Genomic DNA, 21981 nt, shown 5'->3' on the forward strand with positions numbered 1-21981 from the left:
CGGGGCCTCACAGGTCCCAGGTCCGCGGGCGCCACAGCGTCTCCCACTCGGGGCGCAGCAGCGACAGCACCGCAACGTCGTGGCGGCGCCCCCGGTGCAGACAGGCCGAGCGGCGCACGCCCTCCCGGACGAACCCGGACTTGGCCAGGACCTTGAGGGCGGCGGTGTTCTCGGTGTGGGTGACTGCCTGGAGGCGGTGCAGGGGCAGTTCGCCGAAGGCCAGGTCGACCATGGTGTCGAGGGCGTCGGCGCCGTGCCCCTGCCCGCGGTGTTCGGGAGCGAGCAGCATGACGACCTCCGCCGTACCGTCGGCCAGGTCCTGATCGATGAGCGCCGTGCAACCGATCGGTGTGCCGTCGGGGAGCAGCACAAGGAAGTCGTCGCGGTCCGAGTCGTCGAGGTCACGCTCCACCCGTTCACGGAGCCACGACAGGGACCGGGGCCAGACGCCGATCTCGTACGCGGCCACCGGGTCGGAGCGCCACCGCTGCAACACCTCGGCGTCGTCGACCTCCAGAGGGGCGAGGGCGATCTTGCTCCCCCGTCGGCAGGGCACCCTTTCACTCGCCGCCGTCACTGCTTTCCGCCCGTTGTCGTCCACGAGCGGAGAGGTTAGAGGCCGGTGCGGGACATGACCACGTATTTTCGGGCGACCACAGCACAGTTGAACATGTTCAATTCATGGGCGATGATACGGATGCCATCGGGGTGCCCGAGAGAGGACCACCGTCATGACGAGCTCGCTTCTCACGCCACGAGGCCGTTCTCGCGCCGGTACCACGGCCGGGGTGGCGGCGGGGGGCACTGCCCCGACGCGGATCCTCAACTGGCAGCACCCGCGGGTCACTTCCCTGCTTCGGCAGATCGACGCGGCACCGGCCGTGGGGACGGGCGCGGCGCCCGACCGCCGGGCAGCGGACCTGCGCCGGGCGCACCGGGTCATTGCCGCGACGGTGCGGCCGGTGTACTCGGTGCAGGACGAGCGGCCCGTGTCCGAGGTGCTGCGCCGCGGCCGTGGTTCGTGCAGCCAGCGGCTGGCCGTGCTGGAGGCGGTGGCGCGGGGGTCCGGGGTGGCGACCCGGGTGCGCGGGCTGCTGGTCGACGGGGCCTTCTGGTATCCGCGCTTCCCGCGGCTGCGCCGGATCGTCCCGGACCAGGTCCTCCTGGCATGGCCGGAGTTCCGTCTCGACGCAGTGGCGCCGGCCGCCCATGCCGCCGCTCCCTGGCTGGCGGTCTCGGAACTCTTCGGCAGCCTTGACGAGTTGAGCGACGGCCGGGGCGGTGGCTTCACCAACGCCGGTGCGGAGACGCTGTTCGAGGCGCTGTCCAGGACGGCGGTCGACTGGGACGGGGTGACACTCTGCCCGGCCGACGGCGCCTCGTGCGATCTCTCGGCCTATGTCCTGGCGGACCTGGGCCACTTCGACTCGCGCGACGAACTCTTCGCCCGGCACGGCCAGACCCTCTGCCGGACGGCGAGAGTGCTGGCCGAGCCCGTCCTGGGCCGTCGTCGCGCGGCGGGCGCCTGAAAGCACCGTCAGTGGACCGCTGAGCCGAGGGCGGCCTCGAAGGTCGGGTGCTCGAAGGTGAAGCCCGAGTCGAGGAGGCGTCCCGGCACGACCCGCTGGCTCATCAGGATGCCGTCGGCGAACTCCCCGAGCACCAGCCGCAGGGCGAAGCCGGGCACGGGCAGCACCGTGGGGCGGTGCAGTGCCTTGCCGATGGCGGCGGTGATGTCCCGGTTGGTCGCGGGGTGCGGGGTGGTCATGTTGACCGGGCCGCTGACCGATTCGGTGTCGAGGAGGTGACGCAGGGCGCGGACCGTGTCGGGCAGGGAGATGTAGCTCCAGTACTGGCGGCCGTTGCCCAGCCGCCCGCCGAGCCCCGCCCGGGCCGGCGGCAGCAGCCGGCCCATCGCCCCGCCCGCGCCGGACACGACGATGCCGAAGCGGGTGGTGACCACCCGCGTCCCGGCCGCCCGGGCAGCGTCGGCGGCGGCTTCCCACTCCTGGCAGACGCCGGCCAGGAAGTCCTGGCCCGGCCCGCCGGACTCGTCCACCACGGTCTGCCCGGTCTCGCCGTAGTAGCCGACCGCGGACCCCGACACGAACACCCGCGGCGGCTTCTCGCAGCCACGGATCGCCTCAGCGAGGGCAGCGGTGCCACGCACCCGGCTCTCGCGGATCTCCTTCTTGTACGCGGCGGTCCACCGGCGGTCGCCGACTCCGGCTCCGGCGAGCCCGACCACCGCGTCCGCGCCGTCGAGCACCGCCGGACCGACCGCGACCGCGGACGCCCGCGGGTCCCACCGCGCCTCGACGCTTCCGTCGGCCCGGGTCTGCGGCTCGCGCCGGACCAGCCGGGTCACACGGTGACCGTCGGCCAGCAGCGACGCGGCGAGCGCGCCGCCGATCAACCCTGAGGAACCACTGATGACGACGTGCATGAGAACCGGCCTCGATCCGGGAGCGAACAACCGAGCAATACGTTTGATCCTTCAAACATACACCTGGTCGGACGGAACGACGGGGCCAGGACTCCCCGGCAGTCCTGGCCCCGCCCCGGTCCGCGCGTCTTGCTCGCGCTGATCACCAGGATGCGCAGAGGGCAGCGGAGCTGTCGTTGGCGGACGGTCCACACCTGCTTGGCGCAGAGTCCACGGCCGCTACTCGGCGGGCGATCCGCTCCGTTGGCGAAACTCGCTCGGCGGAACACCATGGGCCGAACGGAAGGCCCGTGTGAACTCGGCGGCCCGGGGGAAGCCCCAGCGGGCGGCTATGGCATGGATCGGCAGCGTGCGCAGAGCCGGGTCGGCGAGGTCCCGCTGCATGGGCGCGTGGGTGCGGCCCATGCGCTCGGTCCAGGCGTCGAACCGGTCGCCCGCCGGCAGATCCAGGGTCCGCAGGACCGACTCGTGCAGCACGGCCGTAGTCAACCACACGGCCCGGCGGCACTTTCGGGCGTCCGGGCCGCTGCTCAGAGGCTGAGGAACTCGGACAGTCCGCCCAGCAGCCGGTCGACGTCCTCCGCGCTGTTGTAGGGCGCGAGGCCCATGCGGAGGCCGCCGGTGTCACCGAGGCCGAGCCGGCGGGAGGCCTCGATGGCGTAGAAGGATCCCGAGGGGGCGTGGACGCCGCGCTCGGCGAGGAAGCGGTAGGCGTCCGTGGTGGAGCGGCCCTCGAACGTCAGCAGCAGGGTGGGGGTGCGGTCGGCCGCCCGGGAGTGGACCGTGATGCCTTCGAGTGAGGACAGTCCCTTGTCGATCTGTGTGCGCAGGCCGTGTTCGTGTGCTTCGAGCGCCGCGAACGCGGCGGTCAGGCGCTGTCGGCGGGTTCCCGTGGCGCCCGGGTCGAGGCGGGTGAGGAAGTCGACCGCGGCGGTGGTGCCCGCGAGGAACTCATAGGGCAGTGTGCCCAGTTCGAAGCGCTCGGGGACCGCGTCGGTGGCGGGCAGGAGCTTGTCCGGCCGCAGGGTCTCCAGCAGCTCCGGCCGGGCCGCGAGGACGCCGTGGTGCGGGCCCAGGAATTTGTACGGGGAGCATACGAAGAAGTCCGCGCCGAGCGCCTCCAGGTCGACCAGCGTATGGGCGGCGAAGTGGACGCCGTCGATGTAACTGAGCGCTCCCGCCTCGTGCGCCAGGCGGGAAATCTCGGCGATCGCGGGACGGGTGCCGATCAGGTTGGAGGCGGCGGTGACGGCGACCAGCCGGGTGCGTCCGGTGAGGACGGCGCGGATGTCGTCGAGCGTCAACTCACCGGTGGCGGGGTCGAAGTCGGCCCAGCGTACGGTGGCGCCGGCCGCCGCGGCGGCCTGGACCCAGGGGCGGATGTTGGCGTCGTGGTCCAGGCGGGTGACGACCACCTCGTCGCCGGGCCGCCAGGTCTTGGCGAGGGTGCGGGAGAACTCGTAGGTGAGCTGGGTGGCGCTGCGGCCGAAGACGATCCCCGACGGATCCGCTCCGAGCAGGTCGGCCATGGCCCCACGGGCGCCGGTGACGATGGTGTCGGCGTTGCGCTCCCCCTGCGCCACCTGGCCGCGGTTCGACAGGGGGTTGGACAGGGCGTCCGCGATGGCCCGGATGACGGGTTGCGGGGTCTGGGTGCCGCCCGGTCCGTCGAAGTGCGCCGTTCCGGCCGCCAGGGCGGGGAACTGGGAGCGGATGGCGGTGATGTCGTACGTCACGAGAGCTCCTGTCGAATGCCGGGCCGGCGCCAAAGATCCTCCGCGATCACGGGCGGGCATGGCAACAGGCCGTGTCAGCCGCCTGCACGCGGATCGGAAAACCCCTGGCCGAGCGAGACGGGGGAAGGCTACGCTTCCTCGCGATGACGACTCATTCTGTTGACAGATTGGGGGTCCCGTCCGCGCCAGGTGAGTGCTGATGCCCACCGAGACCGCGAACGGGAATCCCCGCCTTTCCTTCTGGCAGCGCGTGCGCGAGTTTGCCGTGCCGCCCTCCATGATCGAGACTGCGACCGCCCGCCGCCTGGTCGGCGACTGGGCGGGAGCGTGTGCCGCCGCAGGCCTCGACGTCGATCTCAACCTGCGTTCGGTGGCGCGAAGCCACGGCCGCGAGCTCGCAGCTCAGGTGCGGGCCGATCTGCGCCGGCTGGCTCCCGACCTGCTGCGCTGGCACATGCCGAGGATCGCTCCCGACGGGTTGCTGCGCCCGGGGCTGACCATCGCGCTGGCCCGCTACGCTGCTGCCGGGCGGGACGGGCCAACTCCGGTCCACCTGGTGGTGCGGACTCCGCCGGCCTGGGCGGATGCCGGGCAGCGGATCAGCCTCGCGCTGTGGGACGGATCCCACACCGAGGTCGCGGCCCGGCGTCATCCGCACCCCCTTCCCAGCCGGCGCTTCCGTCTCGACCTGCACCGACATCTGTGGGACGCGAGCAGAGCCGACGAGTTGCGGACACGGTCCGGGGCCGATCGGCCGAGCGACGACAACAGCACTGCCGGGCAACGGGAGTTGCCCGGGACGGTGCCGGACGGTCGGTGCTGTGCCGTCGACCGGTGGGCGGCCGAGGCGGGGCTACTGCTCGGCGCCGAAGGGCGGCGCGGGCCGGGCGGTCGCGTGCTCGTGCGGCTCGGGGGCAGGCATCGCCTGGTCCTGGACCTGGCCGCGGGCAGCGACGAGGCCGGGCCGCCCTCCGTACGACTCACCGAGGCGTCCGGTTACGGCGACGGCTCCGCGCTGCCCGTGCTGCCCGATGCGGCGACCTGGGTCCCGCCCGACCTGGAGCTCCTGCGCACCGGTGCGATCACGCCCGAGCGGCTGCACCCGCTGGTCGCCACCGCCCTCGCACCGGACCACTCGCCGGCCGAACCGCTCCCTGCTCCGGACCCGGCAGGGCAGCCGCGTCTCGTGGAGTGCCGTGGAGCTCGGCACCGGATCGGTCTGGTGGACGGGGTACTGGCCCCGCTGGACCATGACCCGGCCGAGATCCGGCGGGAGGAGCTGCTGGTCGCGCTGACCGGGACTCCGCTGCCCTGCCTTCAGGCGATCGACGAGGCGCATCGTCGTCCGGAGTGCCTCACGGGCGTCCGCGAACGTCTGGACCACGGCGACATCGCTGGTGCACTGGCCGTCGTGGAGGGCCTCCTCGGCCCTGAGGCAGTGCTGCGCGATGGCCCCTTGCGGGACGAGCTGGAGGCGGCCGCGGAGCGGCGGATCACCTACGGCCTGTTCAGGGAGGGGCTGACCGGACCTGCTCGCGGGCCTGCCCGCTACCGACCCGGGGACGTTTGTCGTACCCCTCGCCACCGCTCCCACCCGCGCCACGCGAATTTCCGCTGACCTCACCCTCGTACGCCCGTCTCACTCGGCTCACCCCGACGAAAAGGTGACCACACACATGCCTGCACACACTCCGTTCGCTGCCACCGTCGCTGACTCCGGCTCCCAACTCGACGTCGCTGAGGAGCTGTTGACCCTGCTGCGCGACGCCACCACCGAACCCCGTCCCGACATACAGCTCGAGGCCCTGACGCTGGCCGTGGCCGCCGATCTGCCCGTGCTGCTGTGGGGTGAGCCCGGGATCGGCAAGACCGCGGCCCTGACCCAGCTCGCCGAGGCCCTCGACCTGCCGCTGACCACGGTGATCGCCAGCGTGCACGAGCCGGCCGACTTCTCCGGGCTGCCCGTCGTCGGGGACGATCCGGCGGAGCAGGGGGTCCCGATGGCCCCGCCGGACTGGGCGGTGCGCCTGGTGCGGGCCGGGCGGGGGCTGCTGTTCCTTGACGAGCTGTCCACCGCGCCGCCCGCGGTCCAGGCCGCCCTGTTGCGCCTGGTGCTGGAGCGGCGGATCGGCGCCCTTCGACTGCCGCCCGGGGTGCGGATCGTGGCCGCCGCCAACCCGCGGTCCTCGGCGGCCGACGGCTGGGAGCTGAGCCCGCCGCTGGCCAACCGTTTCGTGCATCTCCAGTGGACCCACGACCACGAGGTCGTCGTGCGCGGCCTCGGCGGGACCTGGCCGCGGGCCACGCTGCCGCGGCTCTCACCGCAGAAGCTGTCGGAGGCGGTGGACTTCGCCCGCCGTGCGGTGTGCGGGCTGCTCACCGCGCGCCCCAAACTCGTGCACCAGCTTCCCGGCAACGAGATGCGGCGGGGCGGGGCCTGGCCGTCGCCCCGAAGCTGGGAGATGACGCTGCGCCTGATCGCCTTCGCGACCGCGGCCGGCTCCTCACGGGATGTGCTCTCGCTGCTGGTCCGGGGCACGGTGGGCGACGGGCCGGGCCTTGAACTGCTGGCCAGTCTGGACCGGTTGGACCTGCCGGACCCCGAGGTGCTCCTGGCGGACCCTGCGAACGCGGAGCTGCCCGAGCGGGGTGATCTGCGCCAGGCCGTGCTCGACGGCGTGGTGGCGGCGGTCCGCAACCGCCCCGAGAAGTCCCGCTGGGACGCGGCCTGGGCACTCCTGGTCCGCGCGCTGGAGACCGGAGCACCGGACCTGGTGGTGGTGCCGGCGACCACGCTCGCCGCGCTGCGCCGCGAGGACTGGGACGTACCGGCGTCGATCGAGAAGCTCGCCGGAGCGGTGTCCGTGTCCCGGCGCGCGGACCAGGCGGCGGCCCGCGCCGCCGTGACCGCGAAGGCCGGCCGATGAGCCCCGCCGAACCCGGGGCTCTGGACCTCGACAAGCTCTTCGCGGCCCGGCTGCAGGCCGCGCGGGCCCGCCCCTACCTGGCGACCGCGCTGTTCGCCCTGCACACCGTGGAGTCGCGGCAGGTGCCGACGATGGGCGTCGACCGGCACTGGCGGTGCTATGTCTCGCCGGGGTTCGTGGACCGGATGCCGGTGGAGGATCTGGCGGCCGTATGGGTGCACGAGGTGTCGCATCTGCTGCGCGACCACCACGGGCGCAGCGACCGGGTCGCGCGGGAGCGGGGGCTGACCGGCCCCGGCGAACGGCTGCGGATGAACATCGCCGCGGACTGCGAGATCAACGACGACATCTACGGCGACGGGCTGGTCCTGCCCCGGGGCGCGGTGCGGCCGACGGCCCTGGGGCTGTCCGAGGGGCAGCTGATGGAGGACTACCTGCGCCAGTTCACGCTCGGCGAGCGGACGCAGAGCATGGCCTGGCTGGACTGCGGCAGCGGCGCGGACGGGCTGGCACGGGAGTGGGAGCTGGGCCCGGACGGCGCGCACGGCCTGAGCGCGCAGGAACAGGACGCCGTGCGGTTCCGGGTGGCGGAGGGGCTCAAGGGCCGTCCGGGCAACGCCCCGCAGGGGTGGCGGCGGTGGGCGGAGAAGGCGTTCCATCCGCCGCAGCCGTGGCGGGAGTTGCTGGGCGCGGCGGTCCGTTCGGCGGCCTCCGGGTCGGGTGCGGGCGAGGACTACAGCTACGGCCGGCCCGCCAGGCGCTCGGCGTCACTGCCCGGTGTCGTCCTGCCGAGCCTGCGGCGCAGGCCACCCCGGGTCTCGGTGATCATCGACACGTCCGGGTCGGTCAGTGACGCCGAACTGGGCAGCGCGCTCCTGGAGGTCGCCGCGATCTCCCGTGCCGTGGGCGGCCGCCGTGACCTGGTGACCGTGGTGCCGTGCGACGCGGCGGCCCGTATCGCGCACCCGCTGTGCCGGGCCGAGGGCATCCCGCTGCTGGGCGGCGGCGGCACGGATCTGCGCACGGGCTTCGCCAAGGCGCTGCGCACGCGGCCGCGCCCCGATGTCGTAGTGGTGCTGACCGACGGCCAGACCCCCTGGCCGGACGCCCGACCGGCGTGCCGGACGGTGGTGGGCCTGTTCCCCCGGCACGGCGCGAACTGGGACGAGGAGGATCCCGACCATGTGCCCGATACGCCGCCCGCCTGGGCCCGGGTGGTCGACATCGGGTAGGTGACCGCAGCCGGGCGCGCCCCGGTGGCACGGCGGACAACGACGTGTCCGCCGAGGTGGAAAGGACCGGATCTACCCTTGCCCGGTGACCAGCTTCGATCCACCGGACCAGGCGGGCAGCGCACCCCGGCCGCAGTCGCTGATGCTGAGCTTCCTCGGCATTCACGCCCTGGGCCGGGACGTCGCCCTGTCGGCGAGCAGTCTGATCGACGTGTTCGGGCAGGCCGGGATCACCGAGGACGCCGTACGGTCGACGCTGACCCGCATGGTCAAGCGCGGCCTGCTGGAACGGCACCGGCGCGGCCGTAAGACGTACTTCGCCCCGACGCCCCGCGCCACCCGCGTGCTGCAGGACGGCCACGACCGGATCTGGTGCACCGGCGCGGTCAACCGCACCTGGGACGGCACCTGGACGCTGGTCGGCTTCTCCCTCCCGGAGGCGTGGCGGCGCGAGCGGCACGACCTGCGGTCCCGGCTGGTGTGGAGCGGTTTCGGGCCGCTGCAGAACGGCCTGTGGGTGGCGCCCGGCGCGGTGGACGTGCCCGAGATCGTCGCCGGGCTGGACCTCGACCCGTATCTGCGCGTCTTCCAGGGCGCCACAGCCGTCGCCCCGACCGACGCCCGGACGATCCTGCACACGGCGTTCGACGTGGAGTCCGTCGCCAAGGGATACGAGGCGTTCCTGGCCCGCTGGAGCACGGACGCCGACGCACCGGCGGACGCCCTCGTACGGCAGTTGCTGCTGCACACCGACTGGCTGGACCAGGTCCGCCAGGACCCCCATCTGCCGGCCGAGCACCTGCCCGAGGACTGGCCTGCGGCCCGCGCGGAGGAGCGGTTCCACGAGCTGGCGCGACGCTGCGAGGAGCCGGCCCGTCAGGCGGCCGCGAGCACTCTCGACGTGATCCGGGTGGCCGCCCCGTAACACGACCCGGACCTCCGGTGGCACCCGGCGGGCACGGCCATGCCCATCGTTACTGGGCAATCTATTGACCGCCGTCGAAAAACTGCCCTACATTCATCGCGTTCTCGGCGTCCCCGCATCGTTCCAAGCCGCCCAGCCGCTCAAAGGGGAGCACACGTGTCCACCGAAACGCGCACCCAAACCGGCGCCACCGCCGCCTCGCAACCATCCGGCGGCCTGCCCGTCGGTACCCTGATCGCCGGCTGCTTCGCGGTCTGTCTGGCACAGATCGCCCTGGCCATGCCGGCCACGCTCAACGGGCTCTTCCAGCAGGACCTGCATCCCGTCGGTTCGCAGCTGACCTGGATCTCGGACGCGTTCCTGCTGCCCGTGTCCGTACTGGAGCTGACCTTCGGCGTCCTCGGTGACCTCTTCGGCCGCAAGCGGCTGCTGGTCGGCGGCGGTGCGCTGCTGGTGGTCGGCGAGGCGCTGGCCGCCGCCAGCACCGGCATCCACATGCTCTGGGTGGGCCAGGCCATCGCCGGTCTGGGTGCGGCGGCGCTGTTCCCGACGTCGCTCGCGATGATCGCCGCGGGCACCCACTCGGCCAAGGACCGGGCCCGCACCATCACGGTCTGGGCGGCGGCCCTGTCCAGCGGCGGTTTCGTCGCCCCCGTCCTGGGCGGCATCACCGGCAACTACGGCTCCTGGCGCTGGGCGTTCATCGTCGTCACGGGCCTCGCCCTGATCAGCACCGTGCTCAGCCAGTTGCTGGCGCACAACTCCAGCGCGCCGGAAGGCCGTTCACTCGACCTGGCGGGCCAGATCACCATCGGCATCGGCATGTTCGCCCTGCTCTACGCGGTGATCCAGGGCCCGGCGGACGGCTGGACCGCGACGCCGGTGGTGATCGCGTACGTGGTCGCCGCGGTGTTCATCGGCCTGTTCGTCGTGGCCGAAAGCCGGGCCGCCTCCCCGCTGCTCAGGCTCGACCTGTTCAGGAACCGGGCGTTCGCGGTGGCGTCGTTCGTCGCGGTGGTCGGCATGTTCAGCTACCTCGGCACCGCCTACGCGACCAGCATCCGGCTCGGCCCGATCCAGCACCAGAGCCCGCTGCGCGGTTCGTTCGCGTTCATTCTCCTCAACGCCTGGACACTGCTGCTGATGCCGCTCATCTCCCGGCTGCTGGAGAAGGTCAGCCCTCGCTGGGTGCTCGGCGCCGGTCTCGGGTTGATGGCGGCGGGAGACTTCATCGCCGCGACCCTGTCGGTCCACGACCGTGCCCTGACCTCTCTCATCCTCCCCATCGGCCTGGTCGGCATCGGCTTCGCGCTGACGGTCTCCTCGATCACGGCGACGGCCGTCAACACGGTGGAGGTCCACTACGCGGGCATGGCCAGCGCATCGACCAGCCTGCTGCGCGACTTCGGCTTCACGCTCGGCCCGGCGGTCATCGGCGCGATCGCACTGAGCCGTGCGGCGGACGAGTTCACCTCGAAGCTGGCCGCCTCCCATCTGTCCGCCGAGGTCAAGGCGGCGGCCGGGCAGGTGGCGGCGGAGGGCGGCCCGCTCGCCTCCAACTCCGTACCGCCGTCCTCCCCGCCGGGAGGCGCGGTCCCCCTCGCCCTGGAAGCCCTCGGCAACGGGTACGCCATCGGCTATGTGATCTGCGGCCTCTCGGCCCTGGCCTGCTGCCTCCTCAGCGTGATCGCGCTGCGCGGGAAGGGCGACAAGGACGCGACGGTCGGCATCGCGGAGGAGGAGCCCGCGGCCGCCTGAACACCCCCGATATCCCCGTTCCAGACGGCGCCGGTCCACCTGACCGGTGCCGTCTCGTCACGGCGCTGTCACAGAAGATCCACACGTGTCACAGCTGACCCACAGGCGAAACCCCCGGTGAGGCAGTCATGTCTCCATGGTCGGGCGCCGGCGAAGGACCGGCCCCGCACCATTCGAACTCGGGGGACTCCATGCAGTACGTGAACGGCATCCGCAAGGCCGCACCGGCGATCGCCGCACTCCTGGCCGCCCTGTCGGTGACCGCGTGTCAGGCCGGCGGCTCCAAGGCGGCGGCCGAAACGTCGTCGAAGGCGCCGAGCAGCGCGCCGTCCGCTTCCGCCTCCACCCCGGGCGCGACGACCCAGGAGCCCTCCCACGCGCCCACCTCGAAGGCTCCGACCGCGAAGGCATCCCCCATATCCGGGTCCGGTTCCACGGGTACGGCCGTGAAGACCTGCGCGGCGACCGCCCTGAAGGTGACGGCGCACCAGGCCGCCGACCGCCCGGCGGGCACCGGAACCGGGGCGGCGGTGGTCGTGTTCACCAATGTCTCCGCCAAGCCGTGCATCCTGCAGGGCCACCCCACCGTGGCGGGCGCGGGCAACGGTTCCCCGCAGCACAACGCCCCGCTGAAGGTGACGCCGTCCGGCTCCGCCGCTCCGGTCAAGCTGGCACCGGGCGCCAGGGCCTGGCTGAAGCTGACCTTCGTCCAGGTCCAGGGCGAGGCGGACGGCTACTGCAAGTCCGGCGCGAAGCCAGTCGCCTACCCGACGCTGGTGGTCGGTCTGCCGGGCTCCGGGGCACACCAGGTCGCCCTGGACGACGGTGTCTTCGCGGAGTGCGACAACACGGTGACGGCCACGGCCGTGGCGGCCGCGTAGTCCTGAGCCCACAGGACATTTTCACCATGGACACCGAAGGCGTTCTCCTTCTCCTCAATTCGGTCCGCCTGTCCTGATTTATTGGCTGGTCGGTCACGGCATCCGTGACCGGCCGGCCCGCACGACCAGCTCACCACGGAGAAGGACCAGACTGTGATACCGAACCCGACCGGAAACGATCACCTACCGGTTTACGAGAGCCTGCTGCGTGAGCGCGGTGACGTCGTGGCCGAGGCCCGTGTGGCCGCGGAGCAGATGCAGGACCAGGCACCGCAGGCGTCGAGCAGCAGCCAGGACTGGGATCCGTCGGACTTCAACCCGCAGTGAGTCAGGAGCCCCGCCGGTGAGGCAGGGGCTCCTCCTTTGCGCCACCCCGCCGGAATGTTCGATCACCCGGCCCTCCGCCCCGTAGGCTCAACGTCATTGACCTGCAAGGGGATTGACGGCTGCCGTGCCGAGCACGCGCCGGAGGGGCAGGACCATGACGCACGACGGGCTGATCCGGCCGCTGCCGGAGCTGCTGAAGGCGCACGCGGTGGAGGCACCGTCACGTGTGGCGTTCGCCGACGACGTACGCGCCGTCACCTACGCGGAGTTGGAGGAGCGCACCGGACGGCTTGCCGCGTACCTCGCCCGGACCGGGCTTCGGCGGGGCGAGCGGGTCGCGATCTGCCTGGGCAACTGTGTCGAGACGGTGGAGAGTGTGCTCGCCGTCGTCAGGGCGGGGGCGGTCGGCGTGCCGCTCAATCCCCGGTCCTCGGACGCGGAACTCGCCCATTTCCTCGAGGACAGCGGCGCCTCCGTCCTCGTCACCGACCCCGCGCGCCTGGCCCGGCTGCACCGCCTGGGCCCCGGACAGCGCCGTACGCGCCTCCTGCTGACCGGCCCGGGACCGCTCCCCGAGGACGCCCCGGACGGCACGGTCCTCTTCGACGCCGTCGCCGCAGATCCCTCTCCTGCCGGGCCGCCCCGGGACGATCTCGGCCTGGACGAGCCCGCCTGGATGCTCTACACGTCCGGCACCACCCACCGTCCCAAGGGTGTGCTGTCCACGCAGCGCGCCGCCCTGTGGTCGGCGGCGGCCTGTTACGCCCCGCTCTTCGGGCTCTCCTCCGCGGACCGGCTGCTGTGGCCGCTGCCGCTGTTCCACAGCTTCGGGCACTCCCTTGCCGTCCTGGGCGTCACCGTGGTCGGCGCGAGTGCCAGGATCACCGCCGAACTCCTGCCGCCCGACGGACTGTTGCGGGAGCTGCGCGCACCACTCGAAGAACTGGGCGGCCCCTACACCGTCCTGGCCGGGGTGCCCGCCACCTACCACCAGCTGCTGGCCTCCGCCCGGGAGCAGCCCTCCCCGACCCCTCCGGGACTGCGGACCTGCATCGTGGCGGGCGCCCCGAGCGCACCCGCCCTGCGCCGGGCGGTGGAGGACCTGCTGGGGGCTCCGCTCCTCGACGCCTACGGCAGCACCGAGACCTGCGGCATGATCGCGGTGAACCGTCCGGACGGGCCGCGGGTCGACGGTTCCTGCGGTCCGCCCGTGCCGGGCATGGAGGTGCGCGTCGTCGATCCCGGCTCCGGCAACGATGTCGCGGACGGCGACGAGGGCGAGCTGTGGGTGCGCGGCCCGAGCCTGATGAGCGGCTACCACAACCGTCCGCAGGAGACCGAGGCCGCGCTGCGGGGCGGCTGGTACCGCACCGGCGACCTCGGCCGGCGCGTCGCACACGGCCATCTCACCCTCACCGGGCGCGTCAGCGAGCTGATCATCCGCGGTGGCGAGAACATCCACCCCACGGAGATCGAACAGGCCCTGCTGCGCTGCCCCGGCGTGCGGGACGCGGTCGTGGTGGGCGTCCCGCACGACGTCCTCGGAGAGGTCCCGGTGGCCTACGTCGTCCCGGGAGCGGAAGGGTTCGACCCGCGGGAGATCCTGGAGGCGTGCCGTACGCGGCTGGCCGCGTACAAACTGCCCGTCGAGATCCGCGAGATCGCCGCGGTACCGCGCACGGCGTCGGGCAAGATCGCCCGCCACGCGGTGGTCACGGGAGCGGCCCGGCCGACCCTGTCACTCTCCCCCACGGCCGCCGCGGGAGCCCTGCGGCAGCGGCTGCTGTCCCTGCCGCCGGAGGGGCGGGAGCGGGCACTGCGCGAGGCGGTGCTCGCGGAGACGGCCGCGGTCTGCGACGGCGGGCCGTACGAACGGCCCGACGCCGACGGCCCGTTCACCGACCTCGGCCTGAGCTCCGTGGGTGCCGTCACGCTCGTCGACCGGCTCGGCGAGGCGACCGGACTGCGGCTGCCCTCGACGCTGGTCTTCGACCATCCCACACCGGCCGCGCTGGCCCGGCACCTGCACGACACCCTCTTCACCCCGGCCACCCCGACTCCGCAGCCCTCCGCTGCAGAGGCGAGCACGGACGATCCGGTGGTGATCGTCGCCATGGGCTGCCGCCTGCCCGGTGACGTCGAATCGCCCGAGGACCTGTGGCGCCTGGTGTCCCAGGGCAGGGACGCCACCTCGGACTTCCCGACCGACCGGGGCTGGGACCTGGCCGCCCTCTACGATCCCGACCCGGACCGGATCGGCACCTCGTACACCCGCCGGGGCGGATTCCTGCACCGGGCCGCGGAGTTCGACGCGGGGCTGTTCGGGATCTCGCCGCGCGAGGCGCTGGCCATGGATCCGCAGCAGCGGCTGCTGCTGGAGACCTCGTGGGAGGTCTGGGAGCGGGCGGGCATCGACCCGGCCACGATCCGCGAGAGCGACACCGGCGTGTTCGTGGGCGTGATGCACGGCGACTACTCCGCCCGCTTCACCACCCACGAACTGGAGGCCCATCTGGGCCTGGGCTCGGCCGGCAGTGTGGCCTCGGGCCGCATCTCGTACGTCTACGGCCTGCGCGGGCCTTCGATCACCGTCGACACCGCCTGCTCCTCCTCGCTGGTGGCGCTGCACTGGGCGGCGAAGGCGCTGCGCTCCGGGGAGTGTTCCCTGGCGCTGGCGGGCGGGGTCACGGTGATGGCGACGCCCAAGCCGTTCACGGCGTTCAGCCGCCAGCGCGGTCTGGCGCCCGACGGCCGCTGCAAGTCGTTCTCGGCCGCGGCGGACGGCACCGCCTGGGCCGAGGGCGCGGGCCTGCTGCTGCTGGAGCGGCTGTCCGACGCCCGCCGCCACGGTCACCCGGTGCTGGCCGTGCTGCGTGGCTCCGCGGTCAACTCCGACGGCGCGTCCAACGGTCTGACGGCCCCCAACGGCCAGGCCCAACAACGCCTGATCACCCGGGCACTGGCCGACGCCGGGCTCCGTGCACAGGACGTGGACGCCGTGGAGGCGCACGGCACGGGCACCACGCTCGGCGACCCCCTGGAGGCGCGGGCGCTGCTGGCCACCTACGGCCAGGGGCGGCCCGAGGACCGGCCGCCGCTGTGGCTCGGCTCGGTCAAGTCCAACCTCGGTCACACCCAGGCGGCCGCGGGAGTCGCCGGAGTCATCAAGATGGTGCAGGCCCTGCACCACGAGGAACTCCCCCGTACCCTGCACGCGCAGACCCCCTCACCGCACGTCGACTGGTCCGCAGGCCGTGTGCAGCTGCTGACCGAGGCCCGTCCGTGGCCGGCGACGGGCGCCGGGCCGCGCCGGGCCGGGGTGTCGGCCTTCGGCATCGGAGGCACCAATGCGCATGTGATCCTGGAGGAGCCCAAGCGCTCTGCGGAGAGTGCCACGATGGGCCGTCGACCGCCTGCGGGTACGTCGTGGCTGGTCGCGCCGTTCCCCGCGCCCCTCCAGGGCGCTGCCGAACCGCCGGTGCCTTGGTTGCTCTCCGGCGCCGATGAGGCAGCCCTGCGGGCTCAGGCCCGCCGACTCGCCGACCACCTGAAGGCCCGCCCCGACCTGTCCGCGGCCGACGTCGGCTTCTCCCTGGCCGTCTCCAGGTCGGCGCTCGCCCACCGGGCGATGGTGCCGGCCGACGAACGGACGCGCATGCTGACAGCCCTGGAGGCACTCGCCGGGGGCGGCGACGGCCACGGTTCGATGCGGGCCGTCGCCGACCCGGGCCTGCGCACGGCCTTCCTGTTCACCGGGCAGGGAGCCCAACGCGTCCGGATGGGCGCGGGGTTGCGCACCGCGTTCCCCGTCTTCGCCGCCGCTTTCGACGAGGTCTGCCGGGAGCTCGACGGGCGTCTCGAACTGCCGCTGGACCAGGTACTGTCCGCGGAGCGGGGCTCGCCCGAGGCCGCCCTGCTCGACCGTACGGACTTCACGCAGGCCGCTCTGTTCGCCTTCGAGGTGGCGCTGTTCCGGCTGCTGCAGTCCTGGGGCATGCGGGCCGACTTCCTGACCGGGCACTCCGTGGGGGAACTGGCGGCGGCCCATGTCGCCGGAGTGCTGGAGCTGCCCGACGCTGCCGAACTGGTGGCGGCCCGCGGCCGGTTGATGCAGGCCCTGCCCGCCGGCGGCGCGATGATGTCGCTGCACGCGACGGAGGAAGAGGTCCTCGCCGCGCTGGAGCACGCCGGCGACCGGGTGGCGATCGCCTCCCTCAACGGGCCGCGCTCGGTGGTGATCTCCGGCGTACGGGAGACGGTGCTCGCCGTCGCGGCCGGGTTCGAGGCACGCGGCCGCAGGACCGTACGCCTGCGGGTCGCCCACGCCTTCCACTCGCCGCTGGTGGAGCCGATGCTCGACGACTTCCGCCGGGTCGCCGAGAGGCTGGCCTTCCGGCCGCCACGAATGCCCGTGGTCTCGGCGGTGACCGGCCGCCCGGCCGAGGCCGCGGAGCTGTGTTCCCCGGAGTACTGGGTACGGCACGCCCGCCGGCCGGTGCGGTTCGCCGACGCCCTGCACTGGCTCGGGGACCACGGCGTCTCGGCGTTCCTGGAGATCGGCCCCGGGCCCGCGCTCACGGCGGCGGCCGAGGAATGTCTGACCGGCCCGGACGGCGACGGGCCCGTGTGCGTCACCGCCACCCGCGGCGGCGAACACGAGCCGCAGACCCTCCTGACCGCCGTGGCCCGCCTCCATGTGCACGGGGCGCAGGTCGACTGGCCCGCGGTGTTCGCGGACAGCGGCGCCCGGCGGGTGGACCTGCCGACGTACGCCTTCCAGCGCCGCCGCTACTGGTTGGACGTGCCGCGCACCCCGGCCCCGGCGGCGGACACCCACGAACACCCGCTGCTGGGCCCGGCGTTCACCGTGCCGGACACCGACCGCACGGTGTTCTCCGGACGGCTGTCCCCGACCACGCACCCATGGCTCAGCGACCATGTGATCGCCGGGGCGGTCCTCGTCCCCGCGACGGCGTTCGTGGAACTGGCCGTACAGGCGGGCCATGAGCTCGGCTGCGGCATCCTCGACGAACTCGTCCTCGTGGCCCCGCTCACCCTCGCCCCGGACAGCGGGATGCGCGTCCACCTCGTCGTAGGAAAGCCGGACGAGTCCGACCGACGGCCGTTCGACGTCTACGCCCGCCCCGACGTGGACGAAGAGCCCGCCTGGACCCGACACGCCACCGGTCTGCTCGGCCCGGCCCCCGGGGAGACTCCGCCGCCGGACCCCGAACTCACGGCATGGCCCCCGCAGGGCGCCGTCGAGGTCGACCTCACGGACGCCTACGACGGTCTCGCCGAGGGCGGCCTCGCGTACGGGCCGGCCTTCCGGGGCGTACGGTCGGCGTGGCGGCGCGGGGACGCCCTCTTCGCCGACGTCCGGCTTCGCGAAGGGGAGTCGAGGGAAGCCGACCGCTTCGGCATCCATCCAGCGCTGCTGGACGCGGCACTGCACGCACCGCTGCTGACAGGATCCGAGACGGAGGCCCTCCGGGTGCCGTTCGCGTGGACCGGCGTGCGGCTGTATGCGGCGGGGGGGTCGGAGGTACGCGTACGGGTCGTCCCGAACGGAGCGGACTCCCTCTCGGTGACGCTCGCCGACCGGGCGGGCCGCCCGGTGGCGTGCGTGGATTCCCTCGTCACCCGCGAGCTACCCGTCCCGACGACCGGACACGACGTGGCGCGGCAGGGCTTGTGGCGCCCGGACTGGGCACCCGTGGAACCGTCCGACGGTGAACGGGACATCGCCACCCGCTGGGCGCTCCTGGGCCCGGACGAGCTGGACCTGTGCGGGTTGCTCCCGGACGTCGTGGACACCGCCGCAGCCGAACCGGACATCCTCGTCGTCACGGCCGTAGGGACGACGGAGCCCGACCCGCTGCCCGCCGTGCACACGCTGACCGCCAAGGTGCTCCGCGCGCTGCAGGAGTGGCAGGACGACCCGTGCACGGCGGGCTCGCGCCTGCTGGTGCTCACGCGCAACGCAACCGCACCGGACCCGGACCTGGCCGGTGCAGCGGTGTGGGGGCTGGTGCGCACGGCCCAGTCCGAGATACCAGGGCGCATCACCCTCGTCGATGTGGACGGACGGCCGGAGTCGCTACGGCTCCTGCCGACGGCCGTGGCCACCGACCGACCCCAACTCGCCATCCGCTCCGGCAAGTTGAGCGTGCCGCGGCTGGTTCGGGCCACCGGCACCGCGTCCGCAGATGCCCCTCCCTGGACCGGCACCGTCCTGATCACCGGCGGTACCGGCGCTCTGGGTGCGGAGCTCGCCCGCCATCTCGTCACCTCGTACGGCGTACGGCACCTGCTGCTCACCGGGCGCCAGGGCCCCCAGGCTCCGGGCGCCGCGGAACTGCGCGTCGCGCTGGAGGAGTTGGGCGCCGAGGTGCGGATCGTGGCCTGCGACGCGGCCGACCGTGCCGCGCTCGCCGAGGTGATCGACGGCTGTGCGCCCGCTCTGACCGCCGTGGTGCATGCCGCCGGGGTGCTGGACGACGGGGTGCTGACCGGGCTGACCCCCGAGCGGATGGCAGCGGTGCTCCGGCCGAAGGCGGATGCGGCCTGGCATCTGCACGAGCTGACGCGGGACCGGGAGTTGTCGGCGTTCGTCCTGTTCTCCTCGGTGTCGGGTCTGCTGGGTCGCGCGGGCCAGGGCAACTACGCGGCGGCGAACTCCTTCCTGGACGCCCTGGCAGGCCACCGTGCCCGGCTCGGCCTGCCGGCCGTGTCCTTGGCGTGGGGGCCGTGGGAGGCCGCAGGGGGTATGGCCGGGGCACTGCGGCACGAAGGTGACGTGCTCCGGCCGCTGTCCACGGCGCAGGGCCTGGCCCTGTTCGACGCGGCGCTCCGCGACGGCGGGCCCGTCCTGGCGCCCGTCCTGCTGGACCGGGCGGGCCTGCGCTCCGTCCAGGGGCCGCTGCCACCGCTCCTGCAAGGGCTGGTGCGCTCTCGTACGGCTGCTGTCGAAAAGGCCCGCTCGGGTCCCGAGCAGGCGTGGGAGCCGGGAGCGTGGCGCCAGGTGCTGGCCGGATTGCCCGCCGGGCAACGGGAGAGCAGGCTCACGGAGTTGATGAGTGCCGACGTCGCCGCGGTGCTCGGCTACCCGGACGCCGACGCGCTCCCGGCCGGCAGGTCCTTCGCCGAGCTGGGCTTCGACTCGCTGATGGCGGTGCAGGTCCGCAACCGGCTGAGCATGGCGCTGCGACTGCGCCTTTCGGCCTCCGTCGTGTTCGAGCATCCGACGGCTCAGGGGCTGGCCCGGCACATCCTCGGCCTGCTGGAGGACGACCTGCCTGCGACGGCGCCCGACGCCAGGAGCGCCGCGGCTCCGCGGCCCGCGCAGACGCTGTCCTCGCTCTACCGGCGGGTCTGCGAGGCCGGTCAGGTGGTCGCCGCGATGCAGATGCTGGTCACGGCGTCCTGGGCGGTTCCGACGTTCGACGCGAGCGAGAGTCGTCGGCACGCGATCCCGCCGGTGCGCCGCGCCACCGGTGCCGGGGCCGACGCGCCGGTGCTCGTGTTCTTCACCGGCACCCACCCGACGTTCGGCGCGCCGGGCGGGGAGTTCGCTCGCTTCCACGGTTGCTTTCAAGGGGAGTGGGACGTCCTGGAGTTCCCGCACCCGGGCATCGGTGCGGGCAGCGCGGTGCCGGCCAACCGGGAGACCCTGGCCCTCACCCATGCCGAGTCGGTGCTGCGGCACGTGGGCGGCAGGCCGTTCGTGGTCGTCGGGGTCAGCACCGGGGGCGCTGTGGCACATGCCGTGACCCGGCGGCTCGAAACGCTGGGGGCCGCCCCCCTCGGGCAGGTGCTGCTGGACACATACCTCGTCAACGACGGCAACAGCGACAAGGACTGGCTGCTGGCGCTGCCCGCGGTGATCGCACCGCGGCTGGGCGGCACCGAGTTCGCCGGGGACGAGGACGCAGGCGTTGCCGCCCTGGGGGCGTACACCCGCATGTTCCTGGGCTGGGCCCCGGAACCGGTCGACACCCCGACCCTGCTGGTGCGGGCGACCCTGCCCACGCCGGAGATGGCGGCGAGTGCGGGCCCGGACGAGTGGCGGACGTCCTGGCCGCTGCCGCACACCGAGGTCGACGTCCCGGGCGACCACTTCTCGTTCATGCAGGAGCACGCCCCGACCACCGTGGCGGCCCTGCGCGCATGGCTCGACTCCCTAGGAGAAGCACAGTGACCGTTGCCCAACCCACCAGTGAACACAGGGCGGTCGAGGACTTCGACGTGATCGTCGTGGGCGGTGGTCCGGCCGGTTCCACCGCCGCCACCGCCGTCGCCCTGCGCGGTCACCGGGTCCTGCTCCTGGAACAGCAGACGTTCCCCCGCTACCAGATCGGCGAGTCGCTGCTGCCGTCCACCGTGCACGGTGTGTGCCGCATCCTGGGCGTCGAGGACGAGGTCGCGCGGGCGGGCTTCAAGCTGAAGCGCGGCGGGACGTTCCGGTGGGGCCGCAACCGCGATCCGTGGCAGTTCTCCTTCGCCCTGTCTCCCCGGCTGGCCGACCCGACCTCGTTCGCCTACCAGGTGGAGCGGTCCCGGTTCGATGCGATCCTGCTGGACAACGCCCGCCGGGTCGGCGTCGACGTGCGGGAGAACTGCCGCGTCAAAGGCGTGATCGCCGACGAGGAGCGGGTGCGGGGCGTCGGCTGGAGCGGCCCCGGCGGCGAACTCCGCGAGGCCCGGGCCCGCTATGTCGTGGACGCGTCCGGCAACGGCAGCCGGATCCACACCGAGGTCGGCGGCAGCCGGACGTACTCCGACTTCTTCCGCAACATCGCGGTGTTCGGCTACTTCGCCGGCGGCAGGCGGCTCCCCAAGCCCAACGACGGCAACATCTTCTGCGCCGCCTTCGACGAGGGCTGGATCTGGTACATCCCCCTCCGCGACAACCTCACCAGCGTGGGGGCGGTGGTGAGCCGGGAGAACGCCGCCGGGATACAGCGGGACCCGGCCACGGCCTGGCGCCGGCTGATCGACTCCTGCCCCGAGGTCCGCGACCTCCTCCAGGGGGTTCCACAAGCCACCGAGATGCCCTACGACCAGGTCCGCGTCCGCAAGGACTGGTCGTACTGGAAGTCCCGGCTGTGGCGGCCCGGCATGCTGCTGGCCGGGGACGCGGCCTGCTTCGTCGACCCGGTGCTCTCCTCCGGCGTGCATCTCGCCACATACGGTGCCCTGCTCGCGGCCCGCTCCATCAACGCCGGCCTGGCCGGGACGCTGGAGGAGCATCGCCTGTTCGAGGAGTTCGAGGCCCGCTACCGGCAGGAGTACCGGCTGTTCTACGAGTTCCTGGTGTCCTTCTACGACATGCATCAGGACGAGCGTTCCTACTTCTGGAAGGCCCGCAAGGTCACCAACGTGGGCGCGACGGAACGGGAGGCGTTCGTGGAACTGGTGGGCGGTCTGGCCTCCGGGGACGCGAGCTTCGGGGGGCTCGGGGAGGCGGGCGCCCGGCTGACGGCGGCCTCCTCGGAGCTCGGCACGGCGGTGGGCCGGCTGCCGGACTCCGACGGACTGCGCAACCCGCTCTTCGAGTCCGCCGCCATCCGTGAGGTGTTCCAGGAGGGTGCGGTTCTGCAGGAACGAGGGGTGTTCGGCGGGCCGTTGGAGGAGGAGACGCCGGTGCGACCCGGTGGGCTGGTGGCTTCGGAGGACGGGCTCACCTGGGTCGATCCCGGGTACCGATCGCCGGCGGGATGATCGGACACCTTCGGTGCTCGGTCTCG

13 protein-coding genes and 1 pseudogene are annotated in these 21981 nt (G+C 73.0%); 10 read left to right on the forward strand and 4 right to left on the reverse strand.

The annotated features are described in order from the left end of the window. Positions 1-7: 7 nt before the first annotated feature. Entirely contained in the window at positions 8-601 is a 594-nt protein-coding gene (locus ABD355_RS05415; protein WP_344398889.1) for a GNAT family N-acetyltransferase, read from the reverse strand. Positions 602-731: 130 nt separating this feature from the next. Between ABD355_RS05415 and ABD355_RS05420 the strand changes: the two genes are divergently transcribed. Beyond that, positions 732-1529 (forward strand): transglutaminase domain-containing protein, encoded by a 798-nt coding sequence (locus tag ABD355_RS05420; RefSeq protein ID WP_344398890.1) that lies wholly within the window; start codon positions 732-734, stop codon positions 1527-1529. An 8-nt stretch (positions 1530-1537) separates the two neighbouring features. Here the strand turns inward: ABD355_RS05420 and ABD355_RS05425 are convergent, their stop codons facing one another. From ABD355_RS05425 to ABD355_RS05435, 3 genes and pseudogenes are all read right to left on the reverse strand, one after another. Then, positions 1538-2446 (reverse strand): TIGR01777 family oxidoreductase, encoded by a 909-nt coding sequence (locus tag ABD355_RS05425; RefSeq protein WP_344398891.1) that lies wholly within the window; start codon positions 2444-2446, stop codon positions 1538-1540. Between the two features lie 219 nt (positions 2447-2665). Further along, positions 2666-2827: pseudogene (locus ABD355_RS05430) on the reverse strand (helix-turn-helix domain-containing protein); the annotation flags it as partial. Between the two features lie 149 nt (positions 2828-2976). Further along, positions 2977-4182, reverse strand: coding sequence for a cysteine desulfurase-like protein (locus tag ABD355_RS05435; RefSeq protein ID WP_344398892.1), 1206 nt, complete (start codon positions 4180-4182; stop codon positions 2977-2979). Positions 4183-4381: 199 nt separating this feature from the next. Between ABD355_RS05435 and ABD355_RS05440 the strand changes: the two genes are divergently transcribed. The 9 genes from ABD355_RS05440 (at position 4382) to ABD355_RS05480 (ending at position 21955) form a co-directional block, all read left to right on the forward strand. Then, positions 4382-5800 (forward strand): hypothetical protein, encoded by a 1419-nt coding sequence (locus ABD355_RS05440; protein ID WP_344398893.1) that lies wholly within the window; start codon positions 4382-4384, stop codon positions 5798-5800. A 58-nt stretch (positions 5801-5858) separates the two neighbouring features. Next, positions 5859-7109 (forward strand): AAA family ATPase, encoded by a 1251-nt coding sequence (locus tag ABD355_RS05445; RefSeq protein ID WP_344398894.1) that lies wholly within the window; start codon positions 5859-5861, stop codon positions 7107-7109. Further along, complete coding sequence (locus tag ABD355_RS05450) at positions 7106-8341, forward strand: vWA domain-containing protein (RefSeq protein ID WP_344398895.1); 1236 nt, start codon at positions 7106-7108, stop codon at positions 8339-8341. The genes ABD355_RS05445 and ABD355_RS05450 overlap by 4 nt, the downstream gene beginning before the upstream one ends. 85 nt (positions 8342-8426) lie before the next feature. After that, complete coding sequence (locus ABD355_RS05455) at positions 8427-9266, forward strand: PaaX family transcriptional regulator (protein ID WP_344398896.1); 840 nt, start codon at positions 8427-8429, stop codon at positions 9264-9266. 156 nt (positions 9267-9422) lie between these two features. Then, on the forward strand, positions 9423-11024 hold the full coding sequence (locus ABD355_RS05460) for an MFS transporter (RefSeq protein WP_344398897.1): 1602 nt from the start codon (positions 9423-9425) through the stop codon (positions 11022-11024). A 191-nt stretch (positions 11025-11215) separates the two neighbouring features. After that, a complete protein-coding gene (locus tag ABD355_RS05465) occupies positions 11216-11905 on the forward strand; it encodes a DUF4232 domain-containing protein (protein ID WP_344398898.1) in 690 nt (229 codons plus the stop codon). A gap of 153 nt (positions 11906-12058) precedes the next feature. Beyond that, on the forward strand, positions 12059-12232 hold the full coding sequence (locus ABD355_RS05470; RefSeq protein ID WP_344398899.1) for a hypothetical protein: 174 nt from the start codon (positions 12059-12061) through the stop codon (positions 12230-12232). Between the two features lie 154 nt (positions 12233-12386). After that, entirely contained in the window at positions 12387-20432 is an 8046-nt protein-coding gene (locus ABD355_RS05475; RefSeq protein ID WP_344398900.1) for an SDR family NAD(P)-dependent oxidoreductase, read from the forward strand. Next, entirely contained in the window at positions 20402-21955 is a 1554-nt protein-coding gene (locus ABD355_RS05480; RefSeq protein WP_425585696.1) for a tryptophan 7-halogenase, read from the forward strand. Before ABD355_RS05475 ends, ABD355_RS05480 begins: the two co-directional genes overlap by 31 nt. Positions 21956-21981: the final 26 nt, after the last annotated feature.

Source organism: Streptomyces longisporus (genome assembly GCF_039532765.1).
Classification (GTDB): domain Bacteria; phylum Actinomycetota; class Actinomycetes; order Streptomycetales; family Streptomycetaceae; genus Streptomyces; species Streptomyces longisporus.

Coding starts and splice junctions, on each gene's coding strand:
- ABD355_RS05425 (WP_344398891.1), bottom strand. CDS start 2,446: ATGCACGTCGTCATCAGTGGTTCCTCAGGGTTGATCGGCGGCGCGCTC.
- ABD355_RS05420 (WP_344398890.1), top strand. CDS start 732: ATGACGAGCTCGCTTCTCACGCCACGAGGCCGTTCTCGCGCCGGTACC.
- ABD355_RS05465 (WP_344398898.1), top strand. CDS start 11,216: ATGCAGTACGTGAACGGCATCCGCAAGGCCGCACCGGCGATCGCCGCA.
- ABD355_RS05450 (WP_344398895.1), top strand. CDS start 7,106: ATGAGCCCCGCCGAACCCGGGGCTCTGGACCTCGACAAGCTCTTCGCG.
- ABD355_RS05480 (WP_425585696.1), top strand. CDS start 20,402: ATGGCTCGACTCCCTAGGAGAAGCACAGTGACCGTTGCCCAACCCACC.
- ABD355_RS05440 (WP_344398893.1), top strand. CDS start 4,382: ATGCCCACCGAGACCGCGAACGGGAATCCCCGCCTTTCCTTCTGGCAG.
- ABD355_RS05445 (WP_344398894.1), top strand. CDS start 5,859: ATGCCTGCACACACTCCGTTCGCTGCCACCGTCGCTGACTCCGGCTCC.
- ABD355_RS05475 (WP_344398900.1), top strand. CDS start 12,387: ATGACGCACGACGGGCTGATCCGGCCGCTGCCGGAGCTGCTGAAGGCG.